General features: G+C 43.3%; 14 protein-coding genes. 13 read left to right on the top strand and 1 reads right to left on the bottom strand.

The genetic code is table 11. The features are described 5' to 3' along the window. Window positions 1-318: 318 nt before the first annotated feature. The 4 genes from A8O23_RS10205 to A8O23_RS10190 all read left to right on the top strand — a co-directional run bounded on the left by A8O23_RS10205 (window position 319) and on the right by A8O23_RS10190 (window position 6,562). Window positions 319-1,212, top strand: a complete 894-nt coding sequence (locus tag A8O23_RS10205; protein ID WP_066620568.1) for a prephenate dehydratase — start codon at window positions 319-321, stop codon at window positions 1,210-1,212. After that, window positions 1,209-2,399, top strand: a complete 1,191-nt coding sequence (locus A8O23_RS10200) for a pyridoxal phosphate-dependent aminotransferase (protein ID WP_066620566.1) — start codon at window positions 1,209-1,211, stop codon at window positions 2,397-2,399. Before A8O23_RS10205 ends, A8O23_RS10200 begins: the two co-directional genes overlap by 4 nt. 4 nt (window positions 2,400-2,403) lie before the next feature. Next, window positions 2,404-3,510: a chorismate mutase gene (locus tag A8O23_RS10195; RefSeq protein ID WP_066620564.1), complete on the top strand. Its 1,107-nt coding sequence runs from the start codon at window positions 2,404-2,406 to the stop codon at window positions 3,508-3,510. A 670-nt stretch (window positions 3,511-4,180) separates the two neighbouring features. Beyond that, on the top strand, window positions 4,181-6,562 hold the full coding sequence (locus A8O23_RS10190; RefSeq protein ID WP_161486719.1) for an Ig-like domain-containing protein: 2,382 nt from the start codon (window positions 4,181-4,183) through the stop codon (window positions 6,560-6,562). A gap of 109 nt (window positions 6,563-6,671) precedes the next feature. Here A8O23_RS10190 and hpf read toward each other — a convergent pair whose 3' ends face one another. Then, a complete protein-coding gene (hpf, locus tag A8O23_RS10185; RefSeq protein ID WP_066621326.1) occupies window positions 6,672-6,977 on the bottom strand; it encodes a ribosome hibernation-promoting factor, HPF/YfiA family in 306 nt (101 codons plus the stop codon). A 390-nt stretch (window positions 6,978-7,367) separates the two neighbouring features. Here hpf and A8O23_RS10180 point away from each other — a divergent pair, with 390 nt between their 5' ends. From A8O23_RS10180 to A8O23_RS10140, 9 genes are all read left to right on the top strand, one after another. Next, window positions 7,368-8,159, top strand: a complete 792-nt coding sequence (locus tag A8O23_RS10180) for a hypothetical protein (protein ID WP_066620559.1) — start codon at window positions 7,368-7,370, stop codon at window positions 8,157-8,159. Between the two features lie 80 nt (window positions 8,160-8,239). Then, window positions 8,240-9,010 carry a hypothetical protein gene (locus A8O23_RS10175; protein WP_153042155.1) on the top strand — a complete coding sequence of 257 codons (771 nt, stop codon included), beginning with the start codon at window positions 8,240-8,242 and terminating at the stop codon, window positions 9,008-9,010. A 66-nt stretch (window positions 9,011-9,076) separates the two neighbouring features. Then, window positions 9,077-9,832, top strand: a complete 756-nt coding sequence (locus A8O23_RS10170; protein ID WP_066620553.1) for a hypothetical protein — start codon at window positions 9,077-9,079, stop codon at window positions 9,830-9,832. Between the two features lie 148 nt (window positions 9,833-9,980). Further along, window positions 9,981-10,448, top strand: a complete 468-nt coding sequence (locus tag A8O23_RS10165; protein WP_153042154.1) for an SMI1/KNR4 family protein — start codon at window positions 9,981-9,983, stop codon at window positions 10,446-10,448. 64 nt (window positions 10,449-10,512) lie between these two features. Then, window positions 10,513-11,184 (top strand): SH3 domain-containing protein, encoded by a 672-nt coding sequence (locus A8O23_RS10160; RefSeq protein WP_066620538.1) that lies wholly within the window; start codon window positions 10,513-10,515, stop codon window positions 11,182-11,184. A 105-nt stretch (window positions 11,185-11,289) separates the two neighbouring features. Next, complete coding sequence (locus tag A8O23_RS10155; RefSeq protein WP_066620536.1) at window positions 11,290-12,012, top strand: DUF4184 family protein; 723 nt, start codon at window positions 11,290-11,292, stop codon at window positions 12,010-12,012. Between the two features lie 390 nt (window positions 12,013-12,402). Continuing rightward, window positions 12,403-14,100, top strand: a complete 1,698-nt coding sequence (gene asnB, locus A8O23_RS10150; protein WP_066620534.1) for an asparagine synthase B — start codon at window positions 12,403-12,405, stop codon at window positions 14,098-14,100. Between the two features lie 303 nt (window positions 14,101-14,403). Further along, window positions 14,404-15,408 (top strand): alpha/beta fold hydrolase, encoded by a 1,005-nt coding sequence (locus tag A8O23_RS10145; RefSeq protein ID WP_066620532.1) that lies wholly within the window; start codon window positions 14,404-14,406, stop codon window positions 15,406-15,408. 137 nt (window positions 15,409-15,545) lie between these two features. Then, a complete protein-coding gene (locus tag A8O23_RS10140) occupies window positions 15,546-18,431 on the top strand; it encodes a TonB-dependent receptor (RefSeq protein WP_066620530.1) in 2,886 nt (961 codons plus the stop codon). The last annotated feature ends 229 nt before the right edge of the window (window positions 18,432-18,660 follow it).

The following is an 18,660-nucleotide window of genomic DNA, read 5'->3' as shown; positions in this document are numbered from 1 at the left end:
GGCTGTTTTAGGCTTATTTTCAGAAAAAAACGTCTAAAACAATGCCATTTACCTAACTACCGTTTGCATTTACTTACATTTTTCAAAACTAACAACTGTTTTAATGAAAATTTTAAAAACATTTTTCTAAAACCTTTGGAAGTTGTGATTTGACCTAGTATGTTTGAGCATCATTAAGAAAGAAACATGGTACAGCACAACGCATACTTTTACGGTTTTTACTTTTTTGGACCTCAGCCGGGGCTCAACAGGTAAGACTTTGCGTTGAATAACAATAAGAAACCTTAGAGCCCCGCCAAAAGCGGGGCTTTTTTCATTATGAACAGAGCCATAAAAATCGCCATTCAGGGAGGCGCCGCCTCTTTCCATGAAACCGCCGCGAAAGAACTTTTCGCCGCCTCGTCTATCAGCACTCTGCCCTGCTCTTCCTTTGAAGAGTTGTGCCACACTTTGCAGTCTGGCGTGGCAGACTTTGCGGTCATGGCGGTGCAAAACTCAGTGGCTGGACCCATTCTCCCCAACTACCGCCTGTTGGCTGAACATGGTTTTTCTATCACGGCTGAACGGTGGCTGCTAATAGACCAAATGCTGATGGCGCTGCCGGGGCAGCAGCTGTCTGACATCAAAGAAATTTGGTCTCACCCCATAGCGCTGCTGCAATGCAACCAGTTTGTGGAGGCCCAAACAAACACCACCTCCAAAGCCACCGCCGATACCGCTGACACTGCCCGCGTGATCAAAGAACAGAAAATAGAAGGCGTGGCCGCCATTGCCAGCCGTAAAGCCGCTGAACTGTATGGTCTGGAAATACTGCAGGAAAATGTAGCCAATGAACTGGATAACTTTACCCGCTTTTTGGTCATTGCACCTACCCCTTCATTGAAGGTAGCAAACAAGGTTACTTTGCTTCTGCCCTACCCGGTGGTAAGATTCTCCTTAGACGCCGTGCTTGATGTTTTGTCCACGCGTAACCTTGAGCTGACCATGCTGCAGCCACTGCCCTCTGTTCATCCGGGTCAACCGGAAGCTTGGGTACTGGAGGCCGAGTGCCATAATGCCTGCCAAATAACAGAGGCACTGGCGGCGCTGCAAGTAATATCTCCCAACCTGCAGGTTTTGGGCTTGTACGAGAAAGCAAAAGCCCCACTTCCGCAGAACAGATTGAACGGATGCCTTTCTTCTGTGCTACAAAAAGAACCTGAATTAGTATGATCATTGAAGGCGCAAAACGGCTAGAGCAGGTACAGGAATACTACTTCTCCAGAAAACTGGCGGAAGTAAGAGCCCTGAATGCCGCCGGTAAAAAAATCATTAACCTGGGCATTGGAGACCCAGACATGGCTCCTTCAGAAGAAACCATCAGTGCCTTGGTAAGAACTTCTATGAGCGAAGGAGTTCACGGATACCAGCCCTATAACTCTATACCGGCCTTGCGTCAAGCCATTTCACATTGGTACAAGCGCACGTATGGGGTAGAAGTAAACCCTGAGGAGGAAGTATTACCGCTGATGGGGTCAAAAGAAGGCATTTTCCATGTTTCCATGGCTTTCTTGAACCCCGGTGACAAAGTACTGGTGCCCAACCCTGGTTATCCGGCTTACGCGGCAACTGCCCGCTTAGTAGGTGCTGAACCAGTCTTCTACACGCTCTCAGAACAAAATGGCTGGTTGCCAGATGCTAATGAACTGCAAGAGCTGTTAAAAGACGGTGACGTGAAGCTGATGTGGATTAATTACCCACACATGCCAACAGGCGCCGAAGCCACTGCCGACGCTTTATCAGGTTTAATAGAATTAGCCCGCACCCACCGCTTCCTGCTGGCCAACGACAATCCGTATAGCCTGGTATTGCCCAACGATAAGCCTTTGAGTCTCCTATCTCTGCCGAACGCATTGGAATGCTGCCTTGAGTTCAACTCCCTGAGCAAATCACATAACATGGCCGGTTGGCGGGTAGGCATGATACTGGGTCATAAAGAGTATTTGCAGTGTGTGCTCCGGGTGAAAAGCAATTTAGACTCCGGTATGTTTCTGCCAGTGCAACAGGCAGCCATTCAGGCCCTACAGAATTTTGACGGGTGGCACGCAGAAAGAAACGCAGTATATGCGCAACGCCGCGAGAAGGTTTATGAACTGCTTGACCTTTTACAGTGTTCGTACGAACAGAATACAGTAGGGCTGTTCGTCTGGGGCAAAGTTCCAGAAGCCATTACTGATGTTGAGGCCTTTTTAGACGAAATACTCTACGAAGCCGGTGTGTTTCTGACACCAGGCAAAATATTTGGAACACAAGGAGAGCGATATTTACGAATTTCCCTCTGCTCTGCAGAAGCACAATTAGAAGAAGCCATTAAACGAATTAAATCACATGTAACGGCTACGGCCGCCCTTTCTTTATAATACCATGACAAAGACCTTAAACCTGTCCGCCCAGTCCGTATTCAGAACCACTAACGGACAGCCACTTATCATAGCCGGCCCTTGCAGCGCCGAAAGCGAAGAGCAAATGCTAGAAACAGCCCGTGGCTTAGCCGCTGTACCAGAGGTAACCATTTTCAGAGCCGGTATCTGGAAGCCACGTACCCGCCCAGGTGCCTTCGAAGGCATAGGCAAAGTAGGCTTGAAGTGGTTGAAAACCGTGAAGGAAGAAACCGGATTAAAGACCGCTTGTGAAGTTGCCACGGCTGAGCACGTGAATGATGCCCTTAAACAAGGAGTAGACATTCTCTGGGTTGGTGCACGTACCACAGTAAATCCCTTCTCAGTACAAGAGATTGCTGATGCTCTGGAAGGTGTTGATGTTCCGGTACTTGTAAAAAACCCGGTGAATCCTGATTTGCAGTTATGGTTAGGTGCCTTGGAGCGTTTGAACCGTGCCGGTATCACTGATTTAGGCGCCATTCACCGTGGTTTCTCCAGCTTCGATAGTAAACCGTACCGCAACCACCCGAAATGGAACATGGCCTATGAGTTCAAGAAACTGTTGCCAGAGATTCCGTTGATCTGCGACCCAAGCCACATTGCCGGCAAGCGCTCCCTATTACAGCAAATTAGCCAGGAAGCCCTAAACCTGCAGGTAGACGGCTTAATGATTGAAACCCACTGTAACCCTGATGTAGCTCTTTCTGACGCCGCTCAGCAAGTTACGCCAGAGGGGTTAAGACAATTATTAGATTCATTAGTAGTTACAGTGGCAAACGCTACCGCTACCGCCAACGAAGAAGAACTGGCAGAACTGCGTAACCTGATCGATTACTTAGACAATGAATTGATCAATGTTTTGGCCCGTAGATCTTCTGTGTCAAAGCAGATTGGTATCATCAAGAAAGAAAACAAAATGAACCTGTTGCAAACCGGACGTTGGGAGCAGGTAATGGAGCAGCGTTTAAGCAAAGCACAACGCGAAGGACTTGAAGAAAACTTTGTGAAAGCTATCTTCCAGGAAATTCACCAGTACTCACTGCACACGCAAGCTGCCACCGTAGTACCGGAAATTGCCCCTCAGGTGTAAGTTGAACTTAATCTAACAGATAGACAAGAGTAAGAATTTCAATAAAGATTTTACGTTTACGCTTTTCTTCTTTGGTTAGTACTAAAGCCCCGACTACTAAATAGTCGGGGTTTTGTATTTCTGCGGCATTGGGTATCTGCAGTAAAATACAAAGTAATCTGGGCTCCTCTCTTAATGTTTTACGAAAGCAAATTGCTTTAATATACTCTAAGTTTAAGTTTCCGGTTTAGCACTTGTTTTGAACCTCTTTTAGTTAAAACATGACTAAAAAAGGCGCATTGTTAATTACAATTCAAACTTTATTAGGCACTCCCTTACCAGTACAAAATTTTATACTTAGTAGAAACTGTGTCTGAATACATAAAAAGTTGAGCAGGTCTATTAGCAAATTAATAAGTTATTTTTCAGCCGTGTGATGTAGTAATGATGTAGTACCAGAATGTTAGGTGATGTAGTGTTGATGTACAGACAAACTAGTCATTTTGCGCTACATAAAGGTTATTTGTGTAACAGACAATGATATAATAGTGCCTGTCCTGCGCTACCTCTTCTTCTGTAGTAAAGAAATTTTTCACTAAAACGTAAGATGCCCATGGTGTACTTTTCCTATTTATTGAAATCAGTTTCTAGTCTAAATAAACTATTATTCACAGGTGCTGCCACAGTAGCCATGGGGTTTCAAACCAGTGGCCAAACGTTGGTGTGGGAAGAGAATTTTGATGGTACGTCCATTAATCCAGAACACTGGAGCTTTGAAACTGGAGATGGTTGCAACAGGGGAATCTGCGGCTGGGGGAATGCGGAGTTACAGTACTACACTGATCGTTCTGAGAATGCCCGTATAGAAGATGGCAACCTAGTTATAGAAGCCCGCAGAGAAGGATTTCAAACAAGACAGTTCACTTCTGCCAGAATCAAAACAGAAGGGAAAGTGCAGTTCAAATACGGAACGGTAGAGGCTCGTATAAAGATTCCCAATCTACAAGATGGTTTATGGCCAGCTCTATGGACACTTGGCGCCGTGGGCGGAGTATGGCCTGCCAACGGCGAAATAGACATTATGGAGATGGGCATCAGAGAAGCCGTTCAAGCCGGACTTACCAATCGGCGTGTGGGTGCTGCAGTGCATTGGGAGCATAACAATACAAGAGCTGATTATGGCCAGCACTATGACGCCCCAACTAATCTCTCCAGTGACTACCACACTTACAAAATGGTGTGGAACAGCCAGTCTATCAAAGTATTTATTGATGACCACGAGTTTTTTACTTTCAATATACAGGGAGCCGCGTCAAGTGATTTAGAGGAGTTCCATAACCCGCACTTTCTAATATTGAATCTGGCGGTTGGCGGTAACTATACTGGCATTACAAACCAAGCCAACATTACTGCTCCGCTTCCTGCCAAAATGTATGTAGACTACGTGAGGCTTTATCAGAACCCAGGTGATGTACTGTACCTGGCTAAGGAGAACGTGATTGCTGCCGGTAACTTTGGCGTACTTACTGAAACCACTCCTACTGTTGCCCGCCTGAATTATGATGGTGACGCTAATCTTTATATCTGGAATAATGCACTAACGGCCTTAGAAAATGCGGGATCACCTCTTGAAGGCACTGAAGCTCTAGCTTTCAGAGCTTCCTCTGACAACTGGTTTGGCATGGGCACCGACCACTCCGGAAAAAACCTCTCGGCTTACCTTGCCAACGGAAGCTTAAAATTCCACATGAAGACTTCTTCTGCGGCCACTTTTAAAGTGGGCGTGAAAAATGGCACCACGGAAAGTTGGATACACTTTACCAGCAGCGGTGAACAGTATGGTTTAGTACGAGACGGCGAATGGCACCAAGTCTCTATTCCATTAAGTGCATTCCAGAATCCGGCGGTTGATTTCACCAACCTTACCTCTACTTTTATGTTTGCCGGAGACGCACCAACCGCCAATTTCGACTTTCAGCTAGACAACATTTACTATTCCACTGGCTCCACTTTCCCCAGTGCGCCATTTGTAAGCCTTGCGTCACCAGATCAGAACCAAGTTTATACAGCTCCGGCCTCTGTAACAATAGCAGCCAATGCCTCTGATACTGACGGTACCATAACCAAAGTCCAGTTTTACAGCGGCAATACACTTTTAGGTACAGATGAATCCAGCCCTTATGCCTTCAGTTGGACAAATGTGCCCGCAGGAACTTATGTGATTACTGCCAAAGCTTTTGACAACGAAGGCCACACAACCCTTTCCTCTGCCAGAAACATTACTGTAAATGCCGCCCCCACTATAGGCAACTTTGGAGTTTTTACTGAAACCACCCCTACCACAGACGCACTGAACTACGATGGCGACGCGAACCTGTATCTATGGGATAATACCTTGTCTCCTATTACTACTCCGGCCCCTACTCCACAGGAAGGTTCAGAAGTAATTGCGGTGAAAGTGAACAATATAGGCTGGTTCGGATTTGGCATTGCTAATTCAGACAAAAACCTCTCTGGTTATGCGGCCAACGGAATGTTGAAATTTCATATGAAAACAACGGCAGGCGGCACATTCAAGGTAGGCATAAAAAGCGGCAACCTGGAGAGTTGGATAAATTTTGCTCCTGATGGTCAGCAATATGGTTTAACAAGAGATGGGAACTGGCACCAAGTGGCCATTCCGCTAAGTCAGTTTATGACGGTAACTGGTTTTAATCTAAACAACGTAAATCAGTCATTCATGGTAGCGTCTGTTTCGGCTCCAACTCAGGGACAGGAATATTTCTTTGATAATATTTACTACAGCCTTGAACCCTTGGGTATGTCAGATGAGGAAATAGCTAAAACGGAGACAAACATTTACCCCAACCCTACTACTGGTTTCCTCCAGCTTCAGTCTAAACGCAATTTAGAAGGAAGTACAGTAACAGTTATGGATGTAGTGGGGCGACCAGTTCTTACAAGTACACTAAAGAATGGTACCCTGGATGTTTCTAGGTTGAATTCAGGAGTGTATTTAATGCAAATCCATAACAACGGCAGCACCATGCGCCATCGTTTTGTGAAAGAGTAATGTATTTGGAATAGGTAGACTTGGAAATGTGGCTCCCCTTGGGAGCTATATTTTTTCTAAAGAAAAGGGAGCCTCAAGAGGCTCCCTTTTCTTTTTCTCTACAAATCGACTACCGTTTCTCCAGCTGTTTCCGCAGTTTGTCTTCAATGCTGTTCATGATCGGAAACCACTCATCACCAGATTCAGACGCAAAAACATCTTCGCCAGGTATACCTAATTTCATGCTGACGGTTTTGGTGTTGGTAGCGTGGTTTGGCTCCACCTTAAAATACACGTCTACCCAGTTGATGTCATGCACAAAGCGCTTCATTTTAGTGATTGCGTCACGAACGCGCTGCTGCAGTCCATCGGTAATGGTAATATCAACTGCCTGTACGTCAATTCTGATTCCTTCAAAGTTTTCTGTATAGTTCATAGTTTTAGTTTTAATTGCTTTTAGGTAAAAAAGCTTCATTGAGCTGTTTCACACAACTAAACGTAGATCTGGGGATACTGGTTGATTTTAAATTTATAATCATTGAGAACAATAGACCTTTACTTCTTGTGCTGCGGTTGACTCTGATTGATAGCATTAACCCCGGCTCTTTCAATTCCTCACATATTGTGCCCACTATTCATGCTTCAGTTTATAAACATATTACTTACAGACGCTAATAGTGATTGTTTTAAGTGAAGGGAAAGTTTATCTTGTATGAAGATTAATAGAAGCTATGCTATGAATCAATTTTCATGGTATAGAAAAATAGACTTTTTATCAAAGTAAAGTCCTGCTTGACCGAAGTTGTGGGTGATTGATAAATAAAAAATGAAATACATTCCTTTAGTTATAAGCCTTCTCATGCTTTCCTGCTCTGACGAAAGTTCAGAGAAAGCAGAAACATTGACTGATCAGGGTTTAGCTAAAAAAGCAAATCTACCTCCGCCACCTCCTCCGATAGGCGAACAAATTGACCGCAACAATGAACTTTGTGTAGCTGAAATCGAAAGGGCAAGGTTAGACGCAATGAAAGGAAAACTTGTCTACTCAAAGTACGAGGGAATGAAAATCAGGAGGCATGATGAGGAATTGAAGGAGCTGCTGAAGAAATTCAATATTGCTTATGAGCCCTTGGGAATGAATTGCACAGGCGAATTAAACTGCTATGGTTTATACATGGACAGCCTTATTACTGAGAAGTACGGGGTAAACTTCATCAGCAGCCTGAGTCAGATTGCAGACCACATGTTTGAGGCGAGATGGGCAACCAAGACTTATGAGTACTGGCACGTTGATGTGGAGCCTAAGTATGGTAAAGTTCCCCCAGATACATTTATATTGAGTAAGCTAAATTTACCTGTTGGTTGGGATTATGAACCCATGCAAAGTGAGAGACAGTATATCGAAGCTGAATTTGTAGTTGATACAACAGGCGCAGTGTCAAACATTAAGGTTGGTGATTTTGGTTATAATCTTAAATATTCTAACAATAAGTTTTTAAGTCATCTCAAAAAGCAAATTAAGAGCATAATTGAGGAGATGAAGCCATGGGAGCCAGCTATGTTTAATTCACACAAAGTGAAATGCTGGTACCTTGTAGACATTAACTTAGATAAATAAAACAACCTCCCACAACAATACCTATAGCGCACTAAAACGCGCCATAGCCTAAAGGTTAGCTGCAACTTTAAAAATAAATAGTGAAACAGCTTATCACCATTTTTGCTTTGTCTATCCTCTACGGCTGTTCGTTGTATGACAGGAAGGAAGAAGTTTTCATGACTGACAAGGACTTTGTAGAGTTTTGGCGGTTAGCTTCACCTGACAGTTCTATGTTATTATTAAACTATGGGATTGACCAAGGTACGTTTGGCTATGGACATGCAGGAACGGCAGTATTGAGCCTCAGTGATACGTCAAAAAACCTAAGAGAATATACCTTGCCAAATTCCTTAGTCCGTTTTATATGGCTCGACAACTATACTGTCTCTGCCAAATATGACACTATACCTTTTATACGTAGCGGAGCACAACCCAATTTTAAAGACACTGAATTAAATGGGATTAAGGTTAAAGTTTCTGCCTTTGACTTTATTGAACCCAATGCAAAACTAATAATCGAGCATCGGGAGAAATCACCTAATGGAAAATATGAATTAGTTGCTTACCGCTACATGAACGATGAACACAAACTAAATTTTATTCATGTTTCAGTCATCCCTGCAGGCGGAATTATTCCTAAATATGGGAATTACTTAATTGCAGATATGCAATCGGGCTATGCCTTAAATGGGAAATGGAACAAAGACAATACGATCATCTTCTATTCAAATGACCTTTATTCGGACATGGTGCAATATTATCTTGTCCATAACCGTCCGAATATAAAGTACAAAATAATAAATGAAGATAAGAAATACAGCAGCAAATATAGATGGATAGGGAAAAAGTCAGCAGATAACAAAACCTAAAATGCAGCCTTGGCCGACCGCAAAGCTTGATGTATATACTAAACATTGTAGTGCATTTACAAAAAGATGAAAACATTTAAATATATCTTTTCTACTTTTTTGGTAATATGGGGAATACTAATAGCTTGGGCTAAACTATTCTCAGTAGGTTCTCATTTCCCCTTTCTAACTGTACTAACAGTGATTGCCATCATAATGGGCATTAGCAAGAACAAAAAAGCTGATATCGTCTTCTTCATCTCTGCTTGTCTGTGGATTATTCTAAGTGCTGAAACTATTGGATTTGTAATATTCTTCGATGAAGGCAAATACGGAAGAATGTTGATAGGCGTGATTCCATTTATGATAAGTACAGGACTCCTCCTCACAGCTCAAATAGAATTTAAATTATTAAACACCTTTACTAAGAGATTTGCTTTAGTTCCTTTTTTTCTGATTTTGGGAATTGGCTCGTATGTATATAAACCGACTATTGAAGAAGTCAATTGCTGGTATTATTTGGGTAATGAAAAAACTTACAAAGTACTGTTTGCAGAAGCACCTGAAAGAACTTTTGAGGTTGAGTTATCATCAGAAGAGTTGAAAAAAGAAGTTAAAAATGAAGCCTTGCAATATGAAGGTCGAAATGGTTACTACTGTCCTGAAACAAAAGTTCGCGTGGTCACTAATTTTGGAAAAATATCCTCGGCTGAGATATTATCATTTAGAAATAGTGAAATAGATAAAAAAGTAAATTTTAGTAGTCCAGCGAAGATTCCGTTAGAAAAGGTAAATGGTAAATTGGAGATCCTAAAACCATTCATTCTTAGATTATGGAATTAAGAAACGCACTACAACACTGTATGTAGCAATAGGCTGTTTGGTGGTTAAGGAAAGTTCGGTGGTATTAATGAACAAATTAAAATCTGAAAGATTATCCATTTTGCTACCCTGCTTGCCCTATACCAAACCGTTAGGTGAGACAACATTCATGGAAAACTACGAAGCACTTTTTCAGAGGCTACAATCTAAATCTAGAGGTTTGGGTATTTCACTTAATCCACCAGCTCTAAGAGAAGAACTTCAAGAGTTAGAAAACAGCCTCATGCAAAAGCTTCCAATGGAAGTGGCAAGCTTCTACAGGTTTTGCAATGGTTTTGAGACCGATGACTTTTTGTTTCGAATTTTACCAGTACATGAAGTTCTCAAGTATAAGGATGAATTAGGAGCCACTTCGTTTTATTTTGCCGAGTACATGATTTATAGCGACACCTGGACAATTTCTATACATGGACCTGAACAATATGTAATCATCAATAGTGACCATCAGCAAGAAGAACCGATTTATTTAACAAATTCAATTTTTGATTTTGTAGAAAGGTATATAGGTGGTGGTGGCGTTTTCGGGAACAGCGGACTATATAAGTGGTTAAAACAGAAGAAAGTAAGCAAGAATTAAAGGCCTTCTATACCCAACTCAGATTAATAAAAGTGTACAAGTATACTTGGGAGTAAATCTTCTTATGAAAAACCTCATTTTGCTGGTAGTTCTGTTTCTAATGAATGCTGTAGCTTCTGCGCAGGTAGCTATCATACAGGATAAAGATGGATATACAAATGTGAGGGAGAAACCGAATGGGCAGTCAAACATCATTCATAGAATTAATAATAATGAAGCCTTCTGGTATATCAATGATGAAAGAAAATCTGATGAGGAATGGGTTCTTGTTTATATACCCAAAAACCCCTACTCATTAGGTTCTACTCAGTCAGACTATATTGAAGGTTATATTCATACGTCCAGGCTAAAGCCGCTTGAAAAGCTACAGCCCTACAAAGGCGAAGACTTCTCTTTTAAATATTTACTGGAACCTTTTGCCCTGAACAACAGAATTGTGGACAGATACAACGGGGCCGTGACAGCCATTGCTGGCAGACCAGTATGGGGGACTGATGGGGATTTTCCTAAGACTCAGGTGAAAGACCTACTTGTTACAATTGAGGGGAATAAATTAGACATAAGCAAAGCCTTCTATTGCGATTTGTTTGAATGCACCAATACCTTCAACGTTTACAAAAGCGGTGACTGCTACGTCGTGTACCAATGGAACAGTGATGGAGCAGGCGCTTACCAGGTAGTATGGGTCTTTACTAAAAATGGCTTAAAACAAAGATTGGTGGGGTCAATGATATAAAGTGATTCAGTTCTAGCACTTATCATTTTACTGTCATTTGCTTATTAAATATATGTGCTGGCATGGTAGTCCGGCAAGACCAGAATAGTATATCAAACAACCAGCATGCCTTTCACCTTTTCTCACCCAGCCATTGTATTACCATTCACTTTGCTTCCGCGTAGGTGGTATTCTTTAACAGGTTTGGTGGTAGGCAGCGTTACTCCTGATTTCGAATACTTTCTTAGAATGAAGGTGAAGAGCGAGTTCAGCCACACTCTTACGGGATTATTTTGGTTTGATCTCCCGCTAGGAATTTTGCTCACGTTTCTATTTCACCTGCTCATTCGCAATAGCCTTATTTTGAACTCCCCTACCATGTTTCAGGCAAGGGTAATACTTTATAGTTCGTTCAACTGGCCGCGCTATTTTAAAAAACGGTGGTTTGTGGTGGTACTATCTATTATAGTGGGGGCAGCATCTCATTTGTTATGGGATAGCTTTACCCATTATACAGGTTATTTCGCCCGGGCTTTACCTGTATTGGTGAACACTGTTAAAATAGGCTCTACTACTATACCTATTTATAAAATTTTGCAGCATTCCAGTTCACTTCTAGGAGCAGCAATACTTGCCTACGCTTTCATTCATCTACCCACAGCCGATTCCGTCGTTACAAAGGCAAAGGCAAAATATTGGATTTTAGTTACCATTATTTGTGGTGTTGTAATGATGGGTAGAATTTTAGCCGGCCTGGAGTTTCAACAGTATGGGCATGTAATCGCATCTTTCATTGCTGCTTTGGTAGTTGCGTTGAGTGTGGCGCCCCTTGTCGTGACCAGGAGGTAGTAAGCTGCTAAATATTTTTAGCTTCACATGCTGTTTTACCTATAAAGGTAAACTCCTTTTGATATTCTCTTAATATTCCATTAACTTACTCCAGTAAAAAAACAATGCGGCATCAGATGCGTCTCAAGCAGATCATAACTGAAGAAGCAGCAAAATAAAACTTCAAACACAACCACCCCGCCTCAGAAGTTTTTTTGCCATATTTACTATTTTTACCTCTTTTCTTGCGAAAATCGCAAAAGCTTAATTCCTTCTTCTTCAGCAACTTCAACTAAACCTAACATTTGTTGTGTAATTTTCAACGTTTTAGAAAAAAAATTATCAATATTCACTGGTTTTTCAATATTATATACGATATTTGATAATCATAACATTTAAAATTCTAGTATTGTGTGTGGAATTGTTTGTGCTTTCGATTTAAAGGAATCTGCTGAGGCGTTGCGCCCTCAGTTACTGGAAATGGCGAAATGTATTCGTCACCGCGGTCCGGACTGGAGCGGTATATACAGTAACTCAAAAGCCATATTGGCGCATGAGCGTTTGGCTATTGTAGACCCCATCTCTGGTAAACAACCTTTGTTTAGCGAAGATGGTAATTTGGTGCTTGCTGCCAATGGCGAAATATATAATCACCTGGAACTCCGTAATCAACTTTCAATTCCTTATAATTTTCAGACAAAGTCAGACTGTGAAGTCATACTTGCCTTGTATCAAGAGAAAGGTGCTAAGTTTTTAGATGACCTGAATGGTATCTTCGGCTTTGCCATCTATGACATAGAAAAGGACGAATACCTGATCGCTCGTGACCACATGGGAATTATTCCGCTGTACATTGGCTGGGATCAGAACGGAACGTTCTATGTGGCTTCAGAACTGAAGGCCCTGGAAGGCAGATGCGCCAAGATAGAGTTGTTTCCTCCGGGCCATTACCTCTCCAGCAAAGAAGAAGGTTTCCAGAAATGGTATGGCCGTGAATGGATGGAGTTTGAAAACGTGAAAGAGAATGGAACCAATATTCAGGCTCTACGCGAGGCTTTAGAAGCGGCCGTTCACCGCCAACTCATGAGTGATGTACCTTATGGCGTTTTGCTTTCAGGTGGATTAGATTCTTCCATCACCTCTGCCATTGCCAAAAAATACGCTGAAAGACGCATTGAAACCAATGACGAAGAAGCGGCTTGGTGGCCACAGCTGCACTCCTTTGCCGTAGGCTTGGAAGGCTCTCCTGATTTGGCGGCAGCACAGAAAGTGGCCGATCATATTGGTACCGTTCATCACGAAATAAAATTCACCATACAGGAAGGTATAGACGCCATAAAAGACGTAATCTACCACTTGGAAACGTATGATGTTACCACCATACGTGCTTCTACTCCTATGTATCTGATGGCTCGTGCCATCAAAGCCATGGGCATTAAAATGGTGCTTTCCGGCGAGGGTTCTGATGAATTATTTGGCGGTTACCTGTACTTCCACAAAGCACCTAATGCCAGAGAATTCCATGAAGAGACGGTGCGCAAGTTAGACAAGCTGCACATGTACGATTGCCTCAGGGCTAACAAATCATTAGCGTCATGGGGTATTGAAGGCCGTGTTCCTTTCCTGGACAAGGAGTTCATGGATGTAGCCATGCGCATTAATCCACAGGACAAAATGATCAATGGGGAGCGTATGGAAAAATGGGTGCTTCGGAAAGCGTTTGAAGATTACCTGCCAGCCAGCGTGGCGTGGCGCCAGAAAGAGCAGTTCTCTGACGGAGTAGGTTACAGCTGGATTGACACCCTGAAAGAAATGGTGAACCAGAAAGTGAGTGATGAGCAACTGGCTAACGCCCGCTTCAGATTCCCTATTCAGACACCTTCTACCAAAGAAGAGTACTACTACCGCTCTATCTTCTCCAAACACTTCCCAAGCGACGCAGCGGCTCTTTCTGTACCGTCAGTACCGTCGGTGGCTTGCAGTACACCTATAGCTCTTGAATGGGATGCTTCCTTCAAAAACATGAACGACCCTTCAGGCAGAGCAGTAGCCAACGTACACGCAGATGCCTACAAGAAGAAAGAGGAACTGGCGGAAGTAGCCGGTTAACAATACAAAAATTTAATGCAAGCCCTACTAACTTTACGTTAGTAGGGCTTTTTTTTAAGACATAATAATGTAGAACTAAAGTATAGCTGCTGTTTTAGGCCTGATTTCAGAAAAAGAGATCAAAAACAGTCACTGCTAACAATAAGAGGAGTTCTAGCTGTCTTTATATATATCAGAGCTTTGGGTACTATCTGCTCAACTGGTTTCACCCAGGTTACTTACTATCTCCATACTTGCCATCCTATTTCCACCCTGTTCGTACTCTAACTAGTTCATTAAATAAACTAAAATTGAAAGTACTTCATGAGAGACCTTTTCCGGCCCCTACTGGCGCTTATTCTCCTGTTGCAATTCTGCGTAATACCGGCGTTTGGGCAGCTAAAGCCTTTAGATGCCGAGTTGACCAACTACACATACCCCTTCCCGGTATCTCATTATCCTGTTCAAGCCCAGAATCAAAAACTAAAAATGGCTTATATGGATGTGAAACCTCAGAAACCCAGTGGCCAGACGGTAGTGCTTTTACACGGCAAAAACTTTAATGGTGCCTATTGGGAGGAAACAGCCAAAGCCTTAAGCAACAATGGCTACAGGGTAATTATACCAGATCAGATTGGCTTCGGGAAGTCCACTAAGCCTGAATATTACCAGTACACGTTTCAGGCGCTGGCAATGAACACCAAAGGTTTACTAGACAGCCTCGGAGTAAAGAAAGCAGCAGTATTAGGTCACTCCATGGGTGGAATGCTGGCTACGCGTTTTGCTCTTATGTACCCTTCTTTTACAGAAAAGCTTATTCTTACCAACCCTATTGGCCTGGAAGACTGGAAAAAGTGGGTTCCCTATCAGCCAATTGAGCAATGGTACGCCAACGAACTGAAGCAAACCCGAGAAGGCATAAAAAAATACCAACTGCAGAACTACTACGGCGGCCAGTGGAAACCTCAGTATGACCAGTGGGTTAATTTATTAGCAGGTTGGACAGTTGGTCCTGATTACCCTTTGATTGCCTGGAACGCCGCCCTCACCTATGACATGATTTTCACTCAACCGGTGGTGTATGAGTTTGATCAACTCAAAATGCCCACCCTGCTCATTATTGGGCAACGCGACCGTACCGCTTTGGGAAAAGCGCAGGCCAGCCCTGAAGCGCGCGAGAAATTGGGTAACTATCCTGCTTTAGGAAAAGAGACTGCAAAAAAAATACAAAATGCCAAATTGGTGGAACTAGATAATGTGGGGCACCTCCCACACATAGAGGCATTTGACCGCTTCATAAAGCCGTTACTACAGTTCCTTAAATCCTAGTTTTTCATTTTCGTTTATAGAAATTCGCACATTCTGTTTTGGGCTTGTTTTCTTTAAAACAGGTCTAAAACAGAATTTTTTGTTTCTGCATTAAACCTTATCAAGCCGCTGCCATCTAAACACAAACCAATGCTGAAATGAAAAAAATAAGTTTACTGTTCTTTCTGTTTTTCCTCTCTTTTTTAGGCTACAGCCAGACTGGCTCCATTAATGGTCAAGCAGTGGGCGAAGGATCTCCTCTTATCTCCGCTACTGTTTCTCTTTTGAATGCCCGTGATTCATCAGTAGTCAATGGGGTCTCTACCGATGTAGAGGGTCAATTTAGATTTCCTGCCGTTCGAAACGGACAATATTTAGTTAAAATTACCTATTTAGGGTTCAACGACCTGATCAAACGTGTAGAAGTAGCCGGGGCTCCGGTTAATTTAGGCACCCTTGCCTTAACATCCGGCGCTACTACTTTAAAAGAAGTAGAAGTAGTAGGGCGCGCGGCAACCGCCATCACCAGAGGTGACACCACTGAACTGAACGCTGCTGCCTTTAAAGTTAACCGAGATGCCAACGCAGAGAACCTTATACAGAAGATGCCGGGTATAACCGTGCAGAATGGTGAGGTACAGGCTCAGGGCGAACGGGTACAGCGTGTATTGGTAGACGGTAAAGAATTTTTTGGGGAAGACCCGAACGCCGTACTTAAAAACCTGCCCGCCGAAGTAATACAGAAAATACAGGTATTTGACCGCCAAAGCGACCAATCGCAGTTTACAGGCTTCAGCGATGGCAATGAGCAAAAAACCATCAACATCATTACCAAACCCGAAATGCGCAACGGCAAGTTTGGCCGAATCAGCGCTGGTATTGGTACCGACGGCCGATACCGTTTAAGCGGCAACATCAATGAGTTTGACGGCGATCGCCGCGTATCAATTGTAGGTTTGAGTAACAACGTAAACGAACAGAACTTTTCATCTGAAGATTTAGTGGGTGTAGCCAGTGCCTCTAGCCGAGGCGGTGGCCGTGGTGGACGCGGTGGCGGAGGACCCCGTGGAGGCGGCGGTGGCGGCTGGGGCGGCGGCAATAACACCGGGGATTTCCTGGTGAATGCCAACAACGGTATTGCCCGCACCAACGCTATTGGTATTAATTACTTGGACAAATGGGGCCAGAAGGTAGACGTACAGGGCAGCTACTTCTTCAACCACTCCAACAACGACTACAACTATTCTTCTTTCCGTCAGTTTCAGACAGATTCCGAAGACGAAATGAACGTGAGGGAGCTTGGTAATTCAGATGCCAAAAACCAGAACCACCGTCTGAACCTCCGCATTACCTATAACATAGATTCAGCCAACTCTTTGATCATCCGCCCGCGGCTAAGCCTGCAAATGAACGACGGTACCAGCCTGACAGAATCTAGACTCAATTCTGTTTCTTCTCTGCGTGATGACAACATGTTGATTAACAATTTTGACAACCTGTTTCAGTCAGACCTCACAGGCATTAACTTCAACAACAGCATTTTGTGGCGCCACAGCTTTGCTAAAAGGGGGCGTACCTTCAGCGTGAACCTAGAAAATGGTTACAACCAGAACAAAGGGGACAGCCGCTCTGAAATTGCCTATCTTTTTGATGTGGTTAACGAAGGAGATGATTCGCTGCTGTACCTGAACTCAAGCCTGAACAACCAAGGTTACAATGTCGGAGCCAACCTCAATTACACAGAGCCACTCACCCAGAATACACAGTTGCAGTTAACCTACAACACCAACTACAACAATTCAGACGGTGACAAACGTACGTTTCAATTCCGCCCAAGAACCGAGGCCTATGACAGCCTGGTCACAAATCAATCTAGCACGGTAGACAACAGAACCCTTACCCAAGAGCTTGGCGGCGGCTGGCGCTACAACAGCAAGGATTTCCAGATGATGCTGAGTGCCCGCTACCAGTGGCTGCAGTTGGCAACTGATCAGCTGTACCCAACTACTATTGACACCACCAGAACCTACCACAACATTTTACCCTTTGCCATGTTGCGGTACAACCTAAGCCAAGATAAAAACCTGCGGTTGTTCTACATGGGCCGTACACAAACGCCGTCAGTAGAGCAGTTACAGAGTGCCGTAGACATTTCAAACCCTACGTTGCTTACCCAAGGGAACCCTAGGTTGGGTCAAAGCTTTAGCCATAACCTGAACATGCGGTACCAGGCGAATAATCCTGAAAAGTCATCCTCGTTCTTCTTCTTGTTCGGTGGTTCTTTTGCACAAAACTACATTGGCCGCAGCACCTACCGCAACAACTCCCCTGCCGTGAATGGACCTGGTAGAAATGAAGAGCCAATCACCACTCCTTCTGGAGTACCTTTATCTCGTGGTCAGCAGCTTTCTTACCAAACGAATTTAGACGGACAATACACCATGCGTTCATTCCTGAACTATGGAATTCCGATCAGTTTCATCAAGTCTAACCTGAATCTGAATCTAAACGCAAATTACTCTAACACCCCTTCTTTGTACGCCGATTATAGAACCGACTATAGGGAAGTATCGAACGCTACCAAAGCCTTGAACATGGGTGGTGGAGTTGTCATTAGCAGTAATATCAGCGAGAATCTAGACTTTTTGATATCAACCAATGCCAGCTACAATAACGTGAAGTATGAGTTTCTGACTACGCAGAACAACAACTACTACAGCCAAAACAGCCAGTTCAGATTGAATTGGATTATCTGGCAAGGTCTTACCGTTACTTCTGAGCTAAACCACCAGTACAATGGAGGTCTGGCCGAAGGCATAGATGCCAACTATCTTCTTTGGAATGGTGGCATTGGCTATAAGTTCATGAAAGACCGCCAGGCAGAAATCAGGTTGTCCGCGTTTGATTTGTTAGGCCAGAATACAAGCATTCAGCGTAATGTGACCAACGCTTACATTGAAGACGTGCAAACCACTGTGCTGCAACGTTACTTTATGGTCAGCTTCAATTATAACCTGCGTCAGTTTGGTTCTTCCAGAAGGTAATTTCTTCTGATCAAGCTTCTGTTTTGGGCCTCTTTTGCGAAAAGGAGGCCCAAAACGTTTTATAACCCTTTGGAGATAACAAAAGCTGTTAGTAAGAAGGAAATTGTCGCTGTCTTCCATCATACCTTTCATTAGCAGCCAATATCATTATGAAAACATTTCTATTGTTTTTAAATGAAAATAGAACCCTTTTTCGGTTTCTGCTTTGACTTTATTCAGCCACGCTTTA

It is taken from the genome of Rufibacter roseus (assembly GCF_001647285.1).
Taxonomy (GTDB): domain Bacteria; phylum Bacteroidota; class Bacteroidia; order Cytophagales; family Hymenobacteraceae; genus Nibribacter; species Nibribacter roseus.
Note: the sequence above shows the minus strand (reverse complement) of the source record. Positions and strands in the feature narration are given on the sequence as shown.